General features: G+C 69.2%; 17 protein-coding genes. 6 read left to right on the forward strand and 11 right to left on the reverse strand.

Annotated features, from left to right (window positions below; genetic code table 11):
* Positions 1–75: 75 nt before the first annotated feature.
* Together AC1DWC_RS13200 and AC1DWC_RS13205 are read right to left on the reverse strand one after the other, a co-directional pair.
* The gene (locus AC1DWC_RS13200) at positions 76–585 is read right to left on the reverse strand and encodes a twin-arginine translocation pathway signal (protein ID WP_477838654.1); all 510 of its coding nucleotides are present in this window, start codon (positions 583–585) and stop codon (positions 76–78) included.
* Entirely contained in the window at positions 582–1,124 is a 543-nt protein-coding gene (locus tag AC1DWC_RS13205) for a hypothetical protein (RefSeq protein ID WP_477908663.1), read from the reverse strand. Before AC1DWC_RS13205 ends, AC1DWC_RS13200 begins: the two co-directional genes overlap by 4 nt.
* A 95-nt stretch (positions 1,125–1,219) precedes the next feature.
* Between AC1DWC_RS13205 and AC1DWC_RS13210 the strand changes: the two genes are divergently transcribed.
* The 5 genes from AC1DWC_RS13210 to AC1DWC_RS13230 are packed head-to-tail and all read left to right on the forward strand — an operon-like array spanning position 1,220 to position 3,752.
* Positions 1,220–1,708 carry an Asp23/Gls24 family envelope stress response protein gene (locus AC1DWC_RS13210; protein ID WP_477908665.1) on the forward strand — a complete coding sequence of 163 codons (489 nt, stop codon included), beginning with the start codon at positions 1,220–1,222 and terminating at the stop codon, positions 1,706–1,708.
* Positions 1,705–2,001 (forward strand): hypothetical protein, encoded by a 297-nt coding sequence (locus AC1DWC_RS13215; RefSeq protein WP_072842740.1) that lies wholly within the window; start codon positions 1,705–1,707, stop codon positions 1,999–2,001. Before AC1DWC_RS13210 ends, AC1DWC_RS13215 begins: the two co-directional genes overlap by 4 nt.
* Positions 1,998–2,177: a DUF2273 domain-containing protein gene (locus tag AC1DWC_RS13220; protein WP_072842739.1), complete on the forward strand. Its 180-nt coding sequence runs from the start codon at positions 1,998–2,000 to the stop codon at positions 2,175–2,177. Before AC1DWC_RS13215 ends, AC1DWC_RS13220 begins: the two co-directional genes overlap by 4 nt.
* Positions 2,170–3,177 carry a DUF6286 domain-containing Asp23/Gls24 family envelope stress response protein gene (locus AC1DWC_RS13225; protein ID WP_477908668.1) on the forward strand — a complete coding sequence of 336 codons (1,008 nt, stop codon included), beginning with the start codon at positions 2,170–2,172 and terminating at the stop codon, positions 3,175–3,177. The genes AC1DWC_RS13220 and AC1DWC_RS13225 overlap by 8 nt, the downstream gene beginning before the upstream one ends.
* Positions 3,174–3,752: a hypothetical protein gene (locus AC1DWC_RS13230; protein ID WP_477908670.1), complete on the forward strand. Its 579-nt coding sequence runs from the start codon at positions 3,174–3,176 to the stop codon at positions 3,750–3,752. The genes AC1DWC_RS13225 and AC1DWC_RS13230 overlap by 4 nt, the downstream gene beginning before the upstream one ends.
* 147 nt (positions 3,753–3,899) lie before the next feature.
* Here the strand turns inward: AC1DWC_RS13230 and tuf are convergent, their stop codons facing one another.
* The 5 genes from tuf to AC1DWC_RS13255 all read right to left on the reverse strand — a co-directional run bounded on the left by tuf (position 3,900) and on the right by AC1DWC_RS13255 (position 10,327).
* On the reverse strand, positions 3,900–5,090 hold the full coding sequence (tuf, locus tag AC1DWC_RS13235; RefSeq protein WP_477908672.1) for an elongation factor Tu: 1,191 nt from the start codon (positions 5,088–5,090) through the stop codon (positions 3,900–3,902).
* 111 nt (positions 5,091–5,201) lie between these two features.
* Positions 5,202–7,304, reverse strand: a complete 2,103-nt coding sequence (gene fusA / locus AC1DWC_RS13240) for an elongation factor G (RefSeq protein WP_477838640.1) — start codon at positions 7,302–7,304, stop codon at positions 5,202–5,204.
* A 133-nt stretch (positions 7,305–7,437) separates the two neighbouring features.
* Entirely contained in the window at positions 7,438–7,908 is a 471-nt protein-coding gene (gene rpsG, locus AC1DWC_RS13245; RefSeq protein ID WP_003941856.1) for a 30S ribosomal protein S7, read from the reverse strand.
* Positions 7,908–8,282, reverse strand: a complete 375-nt coding sequence (gene rpsL / locus AC1DWC_RS13250; protein ID WP_072842735.1) for a 30S ribosomal protein S12 — start codon at positions 8,280–8,282, stop codon at positions 7,908–7,910. The genes rpsG and rpsL overlap by 1 nt, the downstream gene beginning before the upstream one ends.
* Before the next feature lie 335 nt (positions 8,283–8,617).
* Complete coding sequence (locus tag AC1DWC_RS13255) at positions 8,618–10,327, reverse strand: sulfatase family protein (protein ID WP_477908674.1); 1,710 nt, start codon at positions 10,325–10,327, stop codon at positions 8,618–8,620.
* A gap of 440 nt (positions 10,328–10,767) precedes the next feature.
* Between AC1DWC_RS13255 and AC1DWC_RS13260 the strand changes: the two genes are divergently transcribed.
* Positions 10,768–10,896: a hypothetical protein gene (locus tag AC1DWC_RS13260; RefSeq protein WP_255312488.1), complete on the forward strand. Its 129-nt coding sequence runs from the start codon at positions 10,768–10,770 to the stop codon at positions 10,894–10,896.
* On the opposite strand, the gene AC1DWC_RS13265 is transcribed toward AC1DWC_RS13260, so the two are convergent.
* The 4 genes from AC1DWC_RS13265 to AC1DWC_RS13280 all read right to left on the reverse strand — a co-directional run bounded on the left by AC1DWC_RS13265 (position 10,897) and on the right by AC1DWC_RS13280 (position 15,894).
* Positions 10,897–11,553 carry a TetR/AcrR family transcriptional regulator gene (locus tag AC1DWC_RS13265; protein WP_477908676.1) on the reverse strand — a complete coding sequence of 219 codons (657 nt, stop codon included), beginning with the start codon at positions 11,551–11,553 and terminating at the stop codon, positions 10,897–10,899.
* A gap of 373 nt (positions 11,554–11,926) precedes the next feature.
* The gene (locus AC1DWC_RS13270) at positions 11,927–12,724 is read right to left on the reverse strand and encodes an enoyl-CoA hydratase family protein (RefSeq protein ID WP_477908678.1); all 798 of its coding nucleotides are present in this window, start codon (positions 12,722–12,724) and stop codon (positions 11,927–11,929) included.
* A 2-nt stretch (positions 12,725–12,726) separates the two neighbouring features.
* On the reverse strand, positions 12,727–13,902 hold the full coding sequence (locus AC1DWC_RS13275) for an acyl-CoA dehydrogenase family protein (protein ID WP_477908680.1): 1,176 nt from the start codon (positions 13,900–13,902) through the stop codon (positions 12,727–12,729).
* On the reverse strand, positions 13,903–15,894 hold the full coding sequence (locus tag AC1DWC_RS13280) for an acetyl/propionyl/methylcrotonyl-CoA carboxylase subunit alpha (protein ID WP_477908682.1): 1,992 nt from the start codon (positions 15,892–15,894) through the stop codon (positions 13,903–13,905).
* Positions 15,895–15,897: the final 3 nt, after the last annotated feature.

Raw genomic sequence — 15,897 nt, forward strand, 5'->3', positions numbered from 1 at the left:
CTGACACACGTTCTAGTAGTGCGCGCGCCGGGAGACCGCCTCGGATCGCCCCCACCGACGGCGGGCCGAAGACCGTCAGCCGACGTCGAAACGGGAGATCAGCCAGTCGCCGTCGACCCGGCTGAGCTCGACCACCGCCCCGGCGGTGTTCGCGACCGGCTGCGGCCGGTCCGCCGAGGTGGACGTCTGGGACAGGAACACCAGCACCTGCGCCGAATCCGCGTCGAACGAACTGACCCCGGTACCGGTGACGGTGGCGTGGGAGCTGATCTTCTGGTCCCGGGCCGTCGGCACGATCACCGAGTCCACGATCCGGCCGTAGTAGTCCTTGTACTCACCCGTGAGCCGCTCCGTGGCGGCCGACAGGTCCGCCGCCACGCTGTCCGGGGTGTAGGTCAGCAGGGCCGCGGCGCCGTCGGCCGCGGCCTGCGCGGCCTCTGCCCTGGCCCGGTCGTCGACCCGCTGACCGGGCAGGTACCAGCCCAGGTACAGCGCGCCGGCGAGGATCGCGAGAACGGCGGCGACGGCCGTCAGGATCCGCGTCCACGGCCGGCGACGGACCGGGTGGGTCGAGGCGCCCCTCATGCCACGAACTCCAGGTCCGACATCTTGAACCGTCCGTCGGTCTTGTCCACCGTGATCCGCAGTCGCACCGGGCGCGTCTGGTCCTGTGCCCCGGCGGTGTTGCTGACCGTGGAGGTGAGCTGCACGAGGACCGTCGCGCGGTCGGCATCCTGCGACTCGATGCCCGCCAACGCCTCCGCGCCGGTGGTGCTCACCTCGGCGCGCTGCACCACCGAGACGTAGGCCTCGGAGCGCTCCTGGAAGTCGTCCCGGAACTGACCGGTGGACAGGTCCAGGACGCGTTGCACGTCCGCCTCCGCGTGGTCGTGGTCGATCGTGGAGACCGCGATGGCGCCGTCGCGGGCGGCCCGCAGGAACGCCTCGCGGTCCGCCTCCCGGTCGGTGGCGGTGCGGTGCTGCCACAGCATCGCCCCGCTGAGCCCCGCCAGCACCAGGCACGCCAGCGCGAGCAGCGCCGTCACCACCTTGCCCCGTCCGTGACCGCTCGCCGATGCCTCGGGCGCGGCCGGTTTCGCGGCCTGCGACTGGGTCTCCCCCATCTTCGAACTTCCTTACCTCTCGCCGGTCGGCTCCACGGTAGGTGATTCCGCCTCAGGGGCGTCGTGGCGCTCCCGTACTCACTACAGTTGACACTGTGACCACCGATCCGAGCAGAGCCGAATCACCATCCCAGCCAACGCAGTACAGCCCGGTACAGTTCGGGACCGCCAGCTCCACCGAGTTGGTGAGTTCCCAGGGCCGCACGATCATCGCGGACGCGGTGGTCGCGAAGATCGCCGGCATCGCAACCCGTGAGATCAGCGGGGTGTTCGACGTCGGCGGCGGCACGGCCCGCGCGGTGGGCGCCCTGCGGGACCGGATCCCCGGGGCCCGCGTCAACCACGGCCAGGGCGTGGCCGTGGAGGTCGGCGCCAAGCAGGCCGCCATCGACATCGGCATCGTCGCCGAGTACGGCGTGGCGCTGCACGAACTGGCGGCCGGGATCCGCCGCAACGTGATCGCTGCGGTGGAACGGATGACCGGCCTCGAGGTCACCGAGGTCAACATCACCGTCTACGACGTGGTGCTCTTCGACGAGAACGCGCCCGCCTCGGAAGCCGACAGCCGGCCGAGGGTTCAGTGACCTCCGCGCCGGAACCCGATCGCGCCGAGCGGCTGGCCGCACTGGTGCTGGCCGTTCCCGACGTCGCCGACCTGCACGGCGGCCAGTTCGGCGAGGTGGCCACCTACCTGCCGGGCCGACGCGTCTCGGGCATCTCGTTGACCGAGGACGCCTGCGCGGTACACATCAGCGTCCGCTACCCCGCGAACGTCGTCGAGGTCGCGGCCCGGGTGCGGGCCGCGCTCGCCGCCGAGCTGGCCGTACCGGTGCACGTCACGGTCGAGGACGTACGAAGCGAAGGACACCCGCGATGAACAACACTGTCATCGGCCTGGTCACGGGCCTACTGCTGGCGCTGGCCGGCATCATCGGCGGCTTCGGCGGCTTCGTCTTCGCGGTGCTGCTCGGCGGGCTCGGCCTGGCGATCGGCGCCCACCGGGACGGCCACGTGGACCTCGGCGCCCTGCTGCGGGGCCGGGGCCGTGGCTGACGCCCTGAGCGCCGGCGACGCCGCACTCGACGCCGCCACCGGGCACCAGCCGGACGAACCCAGCGCACTCGACCGGGAGCGTGGCGCCCGCGGCCGGCTCATCGTCAAGGACAAGGCGATCGCGAAGATCGCCGTGGCCGCCGCGCTGCAGGTGCCCGGCGTGGTCCGGCACAGCGGCGGGCTTTTCCTGCTCGGCGGCCGGGACCTGCCGCGCGCCGAGGTCGCCATGGGCGCCGACTCGGTGGCCGTCGCCCTGTACGTCGCGGTGACCTGGCCCTGCCCTGTCGCGGTGCTCTCGCGTGAGGTCCACCGGCAGGTGGGCGAGCGGATCCGGACGCTCGGCGGCATTCCGATGGAATCCCTGCACATCGTGGTCGCGGCGGCGGTGCCCGGCGGCCCGCAGTCGCCCGCCGAGGTCGACGCCCGCCAACTGGTCGCGGACGGCCACGTCGACGCGCTCCCGCCCGCCGCACGTCCTCCCGTCAGCCGGCCCGCCGCGGCATTCGTCACGCTGCTGGTGGCGGCCCTGCTGCTGGCGCTGGCGGGGCTGACGGGCCGCGAGTTCCTGATCGCGCAGGAGGTCATCGCGCCCGCCGCCTGGCTGCGGAACTCGGCGACCTGGCTGGCCGGGCTGCACTGGCAGGGCTGGATGCTGCCGGCCGGTGTGGCCGCGGCGGTCTGCGGGCTGGTGCTGCTCTACCTCGCGCTCGCCCCCACGGCCCGCACCCACCTGGCGCTGGGCCGCCCCGACCTCCCGGTGGTGTGGCTGCGGCCGACCGACGTGGCCCGGATGTGCAGTGCGCACGCGGGCACGGTCGCCGGTGTGCACTCGGTTCACACCACCGTCGACCGGCGCCGTGCCACCGTGCACGTCGTCCCGAACGGCGACGTCGACGATGCCTCGCTGCAGGCCGACGTGCGGGACGCGGTCGCGCCGCGCCTCGCGACGCTGGCCGCGACGCCCGAGCTGCGCGTCCGGATCGGCCGGGTGCGCCCGTGAAGCGGCGGACCGTCCTCGTGGACCGGCTCGTGGTGCTGACCACGGGGTGCCTGCTGCTCGCCGGCGGCGTGCTGGCGGTGACCTGGAGGGCCGGGCTCGACGCGTCCGTCGAACTGGTGCGCCGGTTCGACCGGGCTCGCGTCGCCGCCGCGCCCGCCGCCGACTGGTGGCCGACGGCTCTGGCCGTCACCTGCGTCGTGTCCGTGCTGGTCGGGGTGAGCCTGCTGACGATCAACCTCCGCCGCGGACGCACGTCGACCGTGCAGGTCCGCACCGCTGCGCTCGGTGTCGACAACGCGGGCTCGGAGCTGTCGGTGGACCTGAGTCCGATGGCCGTCGGGCTCGCCGCCGAGCTGTCCGCGCTGCCCGGGGTGCGCTCGGTACGCTCCGCGGCCGTCGACGACCGCGGCCGCCCGACCCTGCGCGTCACGGTGACCGCGGACCCCACCGTCGACCTGGTGAAGTTCAACCGGGACGCCGAGGCCATGGCGCTGTCCATGGCCGCCGCCCTGCCCGGTGCGCCGGTCGCGACCCAGGTGCTGCTGCACCTCGACCCGGCCGACTCACCCGCCTGAGTCGGCCGGGCCGGGCCGGGCCGAACCGGCCGCCCGGCCGGCAACCGTGCCTGACACACCTGTGCTCACCCACCTGCGCTGGCACTGAAACGCCGAACGGCGCCCACCCCTTGCGGAGTGAGCGCCGTTCGGCGTTGTGGAGCTAGATCACTTGATGATCTTGGTGACGCGACCGGCGCCAACGGTGCGGCCACCCTCACGGATGGCGTAGCGCAGGCCCTCGTCCATCGCGATCGGCTGGATCAGCACGACGGACATCTCGGTGTTGTCACCGGGCATGACCATCTCGGTGCCCTCGGGCAGGGTCACGACGCCCGTAACGTCCGTGGTACGGAAGTAGAACTGCGGGCGGTAGTTGTTGAAGAACGGCGTGTGGCGGCCGCCCTCGTCCTTGGACAGGATGTAGGCGTTGCCCTCGAACTCGGTGTGCGGGGTGGTGGTGCCGGGCTTGACCACAACCTGGCCACGCTCGACGTCCTCGCGCTTGATGCCGCGGACCAGCAGACCGACGTTGTCGCCGGCCTGACCCTGGTCGAGCAGCTTGCGGAACATCTCGATGCCGGTGACCGTGGTCTTGGTGGAGGTCTCCTTGATGCCGACGATCTCCACCTCCTCGTTCACGTTCACGACGCCGCGCTCGATACGACCGGTGACGACGGTGCCACGACCGGTGATGGTGAAGACGTCCTCGACGGGCATGAGGAACGGCTTGTCGGTCTCACGGACCGGGTCCGGGATGGACTCGTCGACGGCCTTCATGAGGTCGACGATGCTCTGGACCCACTTCGGGTCGCCCTCGAGCGCCTTCAGTGCCGAGATCGGGATGACCGGCGCTTCCTCGTCGAACTCCTGGGCGGCCAGCAGTTCGCGGACCTCCATCTCGACGAGCTCGAGGATTTCCTCGTCGTCGACCATGTCGGCCTTGTTCAGCGCAACGAGGATGTACGGCACGCCGACCTGGCGGGCGAGCAGCACGTGCTCACGCGTCTGGGGCATCGGGCCGTCGGTGGCCGCCACGACCAGGATCGCGCCGTCCATCTGCGCAGCACCGGTGATCATGTTCTTGATGTAGTCGGCGTGGCCCGGGGCATCGACGTGCGCGTAGTGGCGCTTCTCCGTCTGGTACTCAACATGCGAGATGTTGATCGTGATGCCGCGAGCCTTCTCCTCGGGCGCCTTGTCGATCTGATCGAAGGCCGAGGCCTCGTTCAGGTCGGGGTAGGCATCGGCAAGCACCTTGGTGATAGCTGCGGTGGTGGTGGTCTTGCCGTGGTCAACGTGACCGATGGTCCCGATGTTGACGTGCGGCTTCGTCCGCTCGAACTTCGCCTTCGCCACTTGATGGCCTCCTGTTGTGTTGCTTGCGATATGCAGCAGTGGTGGGTTGGTTGGTACTTCTGTCGTGCTCAGCTGGTGAAAACTCTCCAGCGGTCTTGCTCCCAGCTGGTGTTACTCGCCGGTTGCCTTGGCGATGATTTCCTTCGAGACGTTCGCGGGAACCTCTGCGTAGGAATCAAACACCATGGAGAAGTTCGCTCGACCCTGGGTCCTGGACCGCAGGTCACCGATGTAGCCGAACATCTCCGAGAGCGGAACCAGCGCCTTCACGACACGGGCACCACTGCGTTCCTCCATGGCCTGGATCTGGCCACGGCGGGAGTTGAGGTCGCCGATCACGTCGCCCATGTACTCCTCGGGCGTGGTCACCTCGACAGCCATGAGCGGCTCGAGGATGACCGGACCGGCCTTGCGGGCGGCTTCCTTCAGTGCCTGCGAACCGGCAACCTTGAAGGCCATTTCGGACGAGTCGACGTCGTGGTACGCACCGTCGAGCAGCGTCAGCTTGAGGTTCACGAGCGGGTAGCCGGCGAGGACGCCGTACTGCATCGCGTCGCGCGCACCGTGGTCGACGGAGGGGATGTACTCGCGAGGAACGCGGCCACCGGAGACCTTGTTCTCGAACGTGTACGACTCGCCCTCTTCGCCGATGAAGGGCTCGAGCGCGATGATCACCTTTGCGAACTGACCCGAACCACCGGTCTGCTTCTTGTGGGTGAACTCGTGCTTCTCGACCTTCTTGGTGATGGTCTCGCGGTACGCCACCTGCGGCTTGCCGACGTTGGCCTCGACCTTGAACTCGCGACGCATGCGGTCGACGAGGATGTCGAGGTGGAGCTCGCCCATGCCGCCGATGACGGTCTGGCCGGTCTCCTCGTCGAGCTCGACCGAGAAGGTCGGGTCCTCTTCGGCCAGCTTCTGGATCGCGGTGCCCAGCTTCTCCTGGTCGGACTTGGTCTTGGGCTCGATCGAGACCTGGATGACCGGGTCCGGGAAGCTCATCGACTCGAGCACGATCGGGTTCGCCTGGTCGCACAGGGTGTCACCGGTGGTGGTGTCCTTCAGGCCGATCATCGCGTAGATGTGGCCCGCGACGGCCTCGTCGACCGGGTTCTCCTTGTTGGCGTGCATCTGGAAGAGCTTTCCGATGCGCTCCTTCTTGCCCTTGGTGGCGTTGAGCACCTGCTGGCCCGGATCGAGACGACCCGAGTAGACGCGCACGAAGGTCAGCTTGCCGAAGAACGGGTGCGCAGCGATCTTGAAGGCCAGCGCCGAGAACGGCTCGTCCTTGCTCGGCTTACGCGTGAGGATCTCGTCCTCGTTGTTGAGGGCGTGTCCCTCGACCTCGCCGATGTCCAGCGGCGTCGGCAGGTAGTCGATGACCGCGTCGAGCATGGGCTGCACGCCCTTGTTCTTGAACGCGGAGCCACAGAGGACCGGGTACAGCTCGGAGTTGACCGTCATCTTGCGGATGGCGCCCTTGATCTCCTCGACCGTGAGCTCCTCACCGCCGAAGTACTTCTCCATGAGAGCGTCGTCGGACTCGGCGACCGTCTCGAGCAGCATGGTGCGGTACTCCGCGGCCTTCTCGACCAGATCCGCGGGGATCTCCTCGACGGTGACGGGGGCACCGGTGGGCACCACGCCGCGCCAGGTCAGGGCCCGCATCTCGACCAGGTCGACGACGCCGTCGAAGGCATCCTCGGCGCCGATCGGCAGCTGCAGGACCAACGGCTTCGCACCGAGACGGTCGATGATCGTCTGCACGGTGAAGTAGAAGTCCGCGCCCATCTTGTCCATCTTGTTGACGAAACAGATGCGCGGAACGTCGTACTTGGCGGCCTGACGCCAGACCTGCTCGGACTGGGGCTCGACGCCCTCCTTGCCGTCGAACACCGCGACGGCGCCGTCGAGGACGCGCAGCGAGCGCTCGACCTCGACGGTGAAGTCGACGTGGCCCGGGGTGTCGATGATGTTGATCTGGTTGTCGTTCCAGAAGCAGGTCACGGCGGCAGACGTGATCGTGATGCCGCGCTCCTTCTCCTGCTCCATCCAGTCAGTCGTCGAGGCGCCGTCGTGCGTCTCACCGATCTTGTAGTTCACACCGGTGTAGAAGAGGATGCGCTCGGTGGTGGTGGTCTTGCCGGCATCGATGTGCGCCATGATGCCGATGTTGCGGACCTTGTTCAGGTCGGTCAGCACTTCCTGTGCCACAGGACTCTTCCCCGCTCGTTGCTCGTGTCGGCCCCTTCGGGACCAATGCTATTTGTGTTGTCAGCCGGCCCTGGAGGAACCGACACATAGTGGCAACGCCGGAGCGGCACATTACGTGCCGCCCGGCGTCGATTCACCAGCGGTAGTGCGCGAACGCCTTGTTGGCTTCGGCCATCTTGTGAGTGTCCTCGCGACGCTTCACAGCCGCACCCAGACCATTGCTGGCATCCAGGAGCTCGTTGGCCAGACGCTCGACCATCGTCTTCTCACGACGTGCGCGAGAGAACGTCACCAGCCAACGCAGCGCGAGGGTGGTGGAGCGGCCGGGGCGAACCTCGACCGGGACCTGGTAGGTCGCGCCACCGACACGGCGGCTGCGAACCTCGAGGGCGGGCTTGACGTTGTCGAGCGCACGCTTGAGGGTGACGACCGGGTCGGTGCCGGTCTTCTCGCGCGCCTGCTCGAGCGCCTGGTACACGATCCGCTCAGCGGTCGACTTCTTGCCGTCGAGCAGGATCTTGTTGACCAGCTGCGTGACCAGAGGCGACCCGTAGACCGGGTCGTTGATCAACGGACGCTTGGGTGCGGGGCCCTTGCGTGGCATTAGCTCTTCTCCTTCTTGGCGCCGTAGCGGCTACGAGCCTGCTTGCGGTTCTTGACACCCTGGGTGTCGAGCGAGCCGCGGATGATCTTGTAGCGCACACCCGGGAGGTCCTTCACTCGACCACCGCGGACGAGCACCATCGAGTGCTCCTGCAGGTTGTGACCCTCGCCGGGGATGTAGGCCGTGACCTCGACCGAGCTGGTCAGGCGAACACGCGCGACCTTACGCAGCGCGGAGTTCGGCTTCTTGGGCGTGGTGGTGTACACGCGGGTGCACACACCGCGACGCTGGGGGCTGCCCTTCAGGGCCGCGGTCTTCTGCTTCGCGGGCTTGTCGCGGCGACCCTTGCGGACCAGCTGGTTGATGGTTGGCATAGACCGGCTTTCCTCGTGTTGTTACTAAAAACGTCTTGTAGTCGAGCTCTGCGTCCCGCCTCTATGACCCGAGGAGGGGCTGTCGCATGCCGGTGAGCGGCCATTTTCAGGGCACGCCGACTCGCATCGGCCGCTTTCGCTGGCCTTCACCTTGCACACAATCTGCCCGCATGCTCCGGGCACAGCGTTCCACGGTACCCGCCAGCGGGGTTCGCGGTCAAAGCGGACCACGCTTCGCGGCTGCCAGGACGGACCCCCCATCAGACAATTCACGCAGGTCGGAAGCCAGTTGTCCACCCTCGCAGCCGATCCCGTCGGCCGCGACGCCGTCGCCGTCAGACCAGTCCCCGTGCCGGGGCGGTCCCCTTCTCCGCCATCACCCGCAGCAACGTCGCGTGCATCGTCGCCATCTGCAACGGCGCGAAGTAGCCGAGATTGCGCGGATCCGCCCGGTTGTGCAGCTCCAGCGGGTCGTCGCGCAGGTCGTAGAGCTCGGCCTGCTGCGGCGCCACGCCGGCGGGGTCGAAGTAGACGGTGTACTTCCACCGGGCATCGCGGACCGTCCGCATGTGGTTCGGCTGGGTGACGATGCTCTGCCCGTCGGGAGTGGCGCAGTTCTGGTCGTCGTAGGTGAAGTGGACGACGTCCTGCACCTGCGCGCCCGGGTTGGTGAGGACCGGGGTCAGGTCCGTGCCGAGGAACCGCCACGCCGCGCGGTCGGGTACCCGAGCGAGAGTCGCCAGGGTGGGCATCACGTCGATGAGCGTCGCCAGCGAGTTGGTCTCGACCGGAGCCGGGAACAGCACCGGGTTGCTGATCACCAGCGGCACCCGCAGGGTCTCCTCGTACGCGTTGAACACCTTCTGGCGCAGTCCCCCGTGCGAGAGTCCCATCTCGCCGTGGTCCGACATCCGGATCACGACGGTCTCGTCGCGCCGCCCGGGCCGGGCCTCCAGCGCATCGAGCACCGCGCCGACGTGTTCGTCGACCACCTTGTGCATGTAGGCGTAGAAGTTCACGTAGTTCTTCGCCGCCTGCGGTCCCACCAGCGGCCCCAGGCCCGCCGCCAGCAGCAGCTCGGACTGGACCTGCGCGGTCGGCTTGAAGTTGAGCGCCAGGTCCTCGTCGACGGTCGGCGGCAGCTCGATGCCCTGCCGGAACGAGCCGGGGGCCGCGGACCCGTAGTTGTCGCACGCGCCGTCCTGCTCGTCCCAGGTCTGCGGGTAGGCGAGCACGTCGTGCGGGTTGACGAACGAGACGATCAGGGCGAAGGGGGTGTCGTCGTTCGGGTCCAGTCCGTCGAGGAACTCCACCGCCTCGGCCGCGACGCGCCGGTCGTGGTCCGCGCAGCCGCCGCCGAAGTGGTCCGGACTGGTGTCCTGTCCCGCCTCCGGCGGTATCCATCCCCGGAACCCGAAGGCCGCGATGTCCGCGCTGGACGGGTCGCCGCCGTCGGCACCCTTGCTCATGTGCCACTTGCCGCGGTAGTGGACGTTGTACCCGGCCGACGCCAGCAACTTCGCCATGTTCTGCTCCCCCGCCTGCAGCTGCGGTTCCGTGGGCGAGACGGTGCCGCCCTCGGTCAGGGTGGCCGTCACGCCGTGCTGAGCGGGATACAGACCGGTGAAGAAGGTGCTGCGGCTGGGCGAACACATCGCGCTGTTGCAGAACGCCTGCGTGAAGCTCAGCCCCTGATTCACCAGCCGCTGCCGGTTGGGAAGGTTCTGCTCCGCCCAGCCCGGCGGCCAGTGCATCGACGGCCGCTCCTGGTCGGTGACGACGAGCACGATGTTCGGGCGGTCCGGGAGGGCCGGGGCGGCCCCCGCGGGAGCCGCACGCGAGGTCGTCGCCGAGGCTGCCAGGCCGGCCACCACCAGCGCTCCCACTCCGCCGAGGAAGGTCCGTCGTGGGAACGGATGTCCGGGACCGTGCACATGGGCTGGGCCCCGTACGCCGGCGAGGCCGCTCGTCTGGTGGGGGCCGCACGTGCGCACCACCGACGGCGTGGTCACGATCTCCGATGTCACCAGTCCTTCAGGGGCCATGCCTGGCCACCTCCCGCAGATGGGTTCGAGCGAGGGAGCGAGCTGACCTCGCTCATTCTGGCCCCCTGCGACCGCCCACATCCCGGTTTGGTGCATGTCGGTCGAACCGCCGGCTCAGCGCTGAGGAACCCGGATTGCCGGCGGTCGCCGGACCGGATCCGCGACATCCGTGTGCAGATCCACCGACAACACCGAGACCTGGTTTCCCGACTGACTCTCCCCGTAGGTCGGCGCTCAACCGTTCGGCACGCCGCCGACCGTCAAGTTAACTGACGCTAATTCCACGTAAATTCCGTCTACTTCCTCGTAAATTCCAGCGACATTCGCGTTGCCTGCACCACAATTCCATTGCGGTGGAGGCGGATTCGCCGGTACGAAAGGACCGCGGCGCACCCGGTGCGCCCCTACGAGAATCACCGATCACCACAAAGGAGCACATCATGGGTTCTGCTGAGTTCGCTTCCGCCTTCGACGCCATCAGCACCTTCGCCGGCGCCATTGGCGACCTCACCGGCGGGCTGGGAACCCTCGTTGGTTCCGTCGACGGGCTCGTCAACCCCGAGGCCTGATCACCTCTCCACCGAAACGCGACAGGGCCCGCACCACTTCAGGTGCGGGCGCGTCGCACCCAGGGCAGGTTGCTCGAGCACCATCTCGAGCGTCGCCGCCCACTGCCTCACGATCTCGGCCCGCCGGACCGAGTCGTCGGTGAGCACGTCGGCCAGGCCCAGGCCGCGGGCCAGGTCGAGGGTCAACTGGACCCAGCGGTGCGCAACCGGGTCACCCTCGTCGACTCCGAGCAGCGCCACCGTGGTGCGGTGTGCGACCCGCCCGAACTTGTCCTCGAGCGGCAGCACCCGGGCCCGCAGGACGGGGTCCGCGGCGGCCGCCGTCCACACCTGCAGGGCCGCCTTGAACAGCGTTCCGGTGTAGTGGTCGACGAGCCGGCTCACCACCGCCTCGGTTCGGCCCGGACCCGGCGGCAGCCCGGTCGCCTCGAGTCGCACGCTCTCCATCCGGCTGTCGAACATGTAGTCCAACGACGCGGTGATCAGGTCCTCGCGGGTCGGGAAATGGTGCTGAGTGGCGCCGCGGGAGACCCCGGCGCGCTTGGCGACCACGGCCACCGTCGTGGCCGACCAGCCCAGTTCGGCGAGGCAGTCGACGGTGGCTTCCAGCAGTCGCTGGCGCGTCAGACGACTTCGGTCCTGCTGCGGCTCGCGCACTCGCCTCACCGGTCCCCTCTTGTCAGCGTCACGAAAGAGCGACGTTGTTAGCTCACTCACCTTGGTTTGTCACGGCCTCTGCCCGCCGGTAGGAAGGTTAGCGGCGGTAAGGGAATTTCCCTCCGCCGATCCGCCAGAGATCACTGCCGCAAGACACAACAGGAGTATTCACATGGGTTCCTCGGACATCTTCGACTTCGCCAGCGACTTCACCGGCGCCTTCTCCGACCTGTTCAGCGCGCTGAGCTTCTTCTCGGGCTCGGCCGACGCCCTCCCCACCCCGAAGGCCTGATCGACAGTCGATCTCGGTGAGCGGGGCCCTTCCACACGGAGCGGGCCCCGTTCGCCGCATCTCGGCCCGAGACGGCCGCGATCAGCCCGTCACCGCCCAGTTCGCCGGCCGTTTCTGCAGAAACGCCATCATGCCCTCCATCGCCTCAGGGGTGCCGAAGAGCCGGGCGGACTGTGCGGCCATCCGGTCTGCCGACTCGTCGAAGTCGGCCAGCACCGCGGCGTTGACCATCGCCTTCGACTCCGCCAGGCCCTGCGGCGACCCCTTCCGGAGTTCGTCCAGCAGTTCCGCGGTCGAGGCGGCGGCGTCCTGCGCGGCCACCGTGATCAGCCCGACCCGCGCGGCTTCCTCCGTACCGAACTTCTCGCCGGTCAGGAAGTACCGGCTGACCGACCGCGGGTCCATCCGCGGCAGCAACGTCAACGAGATGATCGACGCGGCCAGGCCGAGCCGGACCTCGGTCAGCGCGAACGTCGACCTGGGCCCCGCGACCACCAGGTCGCAGGCGCCGACGATGCCCATGCCCCCCGCCCGTACGTGCCCGTCGATGCGCGCGACGATCGGCTTGGGCAGTTCCAGGAAGGCCCGCAGCAGGTCGACCATGCCCTGGGTCCGCTGGGACGCCGCCACCGCCGGGTCGGTCGCACTTGCCGATGCCTCGGAAAGGTCCGCGCCGGCGCAGAACGTGTTGCCGGTGTGGGTGAGCACCACCGCCCGGACAGCCTCGTCGGCCGCCGCGTCGGCCAGCGCCTGCCGGAGTTCTCCGACCAACCGCGACGAGATCGCGTTGCGGTTGTGCGGCGAGTCGAGGGTCACGGTGGCGAATCCGCCCGCGACCTCGTAGCGGACGTACGGCGCGCTCGTCTCCGGAATCGTCATGGTCAGTACGACCTCGGCAGACCGAGCGAGTGCTGGGAGACGAAGTTGAGGATCATCTCCCGGCTGACCGGCGCCACCCGAGCGATCCGCGCCGCGCCGAGCATCGCGGCGAGGCCGTACTCCTTGGTCAGTCCGGCGCCGCCGTGCGTCTGGATCGCCTGGTCGAGCGCCTTGATGCTGGCCTCCGCTGCCGCGTACTTGGCCATGTTGGCGGCCTCGGCGGCGCCGAAGTCGTCGCCGCTGTCGTAGAGGGCCGCGGCCTTCTGCATCATCAACTTGGCCAGCTCGAGCTCGATCTTCACCTGCGCGAGCGGGTGCGCGATGCCCTGGTGGGCGCCGATCGGCGTCTTCCACACCGTGCGCTCCTTCGCGTAGGCGACGGCGGCGTTCACCGCGTACCGGCCCATGCCGATCGCCATCGCCGCGCCGAGAATCCGCTCCGGGTTGAGACCCGAGAACAACTGCATCAGCGCCGCGTCCTCCGAGCCGACCAGTGCCTCGGCGGGAAGCCGCACGTCGTCGAGGAACAGCGTGAACTGGTGGTCGGGCTCGACGATGTCCATCTCCATCGGCTGCTTGACGAAGCCCTCCGCATCGGCGGGGACGATGAACAACGCCGGCTTGAGCCGGCCGGTCTTGTGGTCCTCGGTGCGCGCGACGATGAGCACCGCGTCCGCCTGGTCCACACCGGAGATGAAGATCTTGTTGCCACGCAGGATCCAGTCCGCACCGTCGCGACGCGCGGTGGTGCCGATCTGATGCGAGTTGGAGCCGGCGTCCGCCTCGGTGATCCCGAACGCCATGATCTTGGAGCCGTCGGCCAGGCCGGGGATCCACTCGGCCTTCTGCTCCTCGGTGCCGTACTTGCCGATGATGGTGCCGCAGATGGCCGGGGAGACCACCACCAGCAGCAGACCGGCGCCCTGGGCTGCCAACTCCTCCTGGACCAGCGCCAGTTCGTAGATCCCTGCGCCCCCGCCGCCGTACTCCTCCGGCAGGTTGACCCCGAGGAAGCCGAGCTTGCCCGCCTCGTTCCACAGTTCGGTCAGCGGCTCGCCCCGGCGCGCCTTCGGCAGCACGTAGTCGACGTAGCCGTACCGCTCGCCGAGCTTGGACACCGCGGCGCGCAGTTCCTTCTGCTCGTCGGTCTCGATGAAGCTGCTCGCGTTCACACTCATCTACTCGTCCTCCTCTGTTGCTTCGACAACTGCCAGAACCGAACCGACCTCGACCTGTTGACCCACGACGACCGGCAGCTCGGCGAGCACACCTGCCACGGGCGCGGTCACCGTGTGTTCCATCTTCATCGCCTCGAGCCACAGGATCGGCTGGCCCGCGACGACGGTGTCGCCCTGAGCTGCGCCGAGCCGGATCACCGCACCGGGCATCGGGGCGAGCAACGAGCCCGCGGCCACCTCGGTCGAGGGGTCGACGAACCGCGGCGCCACGGTCAGTGCGACCGGGCCGAGGGCTGAGTCGACGAACACCTCGTCGCCGTGACGGGCGACCTCGTAGGTACGCCGCAGTCCGCCGCGCTCGAGCACGACGGTGTCCGGCGTGGCCGACACCAGGGTGACGCCTTCGAAGCCGTCGGCCCGCAGCCCGCCGCGAGTGAGCAGGTACCGGACGTCGTGCTCACCGGAGGTGCCGGTGTACTGCTTGCGGTGCGGTTGGGAGGGCAGGTTCCGCCAGCCGCTGGGCAGCCCGCCGACCACCCGTGCCGCGGCGCGGTTCGCCGCGGCGTCGGCGAGCGCGGCCGCGAGTGCGGACAGCGCCTCGGTCTCCGGATCGGCGAGCGGGCGCGCCAGGGTGTCCAGTCCGTGGGTGGCGAAGAACGCGGTGTCGGTGTCCCCGGCGAGGAACGCGGGGTGCCGCAGGATGGCGACCAACAGGTCGCGGTTGGTCCGCAGGCCGTGAATCCTGGTGCGCGCCAAGGTCGAGGCCAGCAACTGCGCGGCCTGGCCACGGGTCGGGGCGAACGAGATGACCTTCGCCAGCATCGGGTCGTAGTGCACGCCGACGACCGAGCCGTCGACGACGCCGGAGTCCAGGCGGACCCCGACACGGTCCAGGACCGTGAACTCCTCCACCGCCCCGGGCAGCTCGAGACGGTGTACCACGCCGCTCTGCGGCTGCCAGTCCTGGGCCGGGTCCTCCGCGTAGAGCCGGACCTCGATCGAGTGTCCGCGCAGCTCGGGCGGGTCGGCCGCCAGCGCGGCCCCGTTCGCCACCTGCAGCTGCAGGTCCACCAGGTCCAGACCGGTGGTGCACTCGGTGACCGGGTGCTCCACCTGGAGCCGGGTGTTCATCTCCAGGAAGAAGAACTCGCCCTGCTCGTCGGCCAGGAACTCCACCGTGCCGGCGCCCTCGTAGCCGATGGCGTCGGCGGCCAGGCGCGCCGCCTCGAACAGCCTGGGGCGCATGGCCGGGAGCCGCTCGACGAGCGGCGACGGCGCCTCCTCCACGACCTTCTGGTGGCGACGCTGGATGGAGCACTCGCGCTCCCCCACCGCCCACACAGTGCCGTGCCGGTCGGCCATCACCTGCACCTCGATGTGGCGGCCGGTCTCGAGGTAGCGCTCGCAGAACACCGTCGGGTCGCCGAAGGCGGACTGCGCCTCGCGCCTGGCCGCCTCCAGCTCGCCGGGCAGTGCGGACAGTTCGCGCACCACACGCATGCCACGTCCGCCGCCACCCGCGGACGCCTTGATCAGCACCGGGAGCTGCGCCTGCGTGACCGAGTCGGGATCGAGTTCGGTCAGCACCGGCACTCCGGCCGCGTCCATGATCTTCTTGGACTCGACCTTCGAGCCCATCAGCTCGATCGACTTGGCGGGCGGGCCGATCCAGGTCAGGCCCGCGTCCACCACGGCCCGCGCGAAGTCCGCGTTCTCCGAGAGGAACCCGTAACCGGGGTGGATGGCGTCGGCGCCGGCCGCCTTGGCAGCGGCGATGATCGCCTCGCCCCGCAGGTAGGTCTCCGCCGGGGTGTTGCCGGGCAACCGGATCGCGGCGTCCGCCTCCGCCACGTGTGGGCTGGCGGCGTCGGCGTCGGAGAACACGGCGACGGTGCCGACCCCGGCGCGACGGCAGGTGGCGAACACCCGGCGGGCGATCTCGCCCCGGTTGGCCACCAGGACGCTGGTGATGGTCCCGCTGTCGATGGTCACTGC

This window comes from Rhodococcus sp. P4_C10 (genome assembly GCF_056402135.1).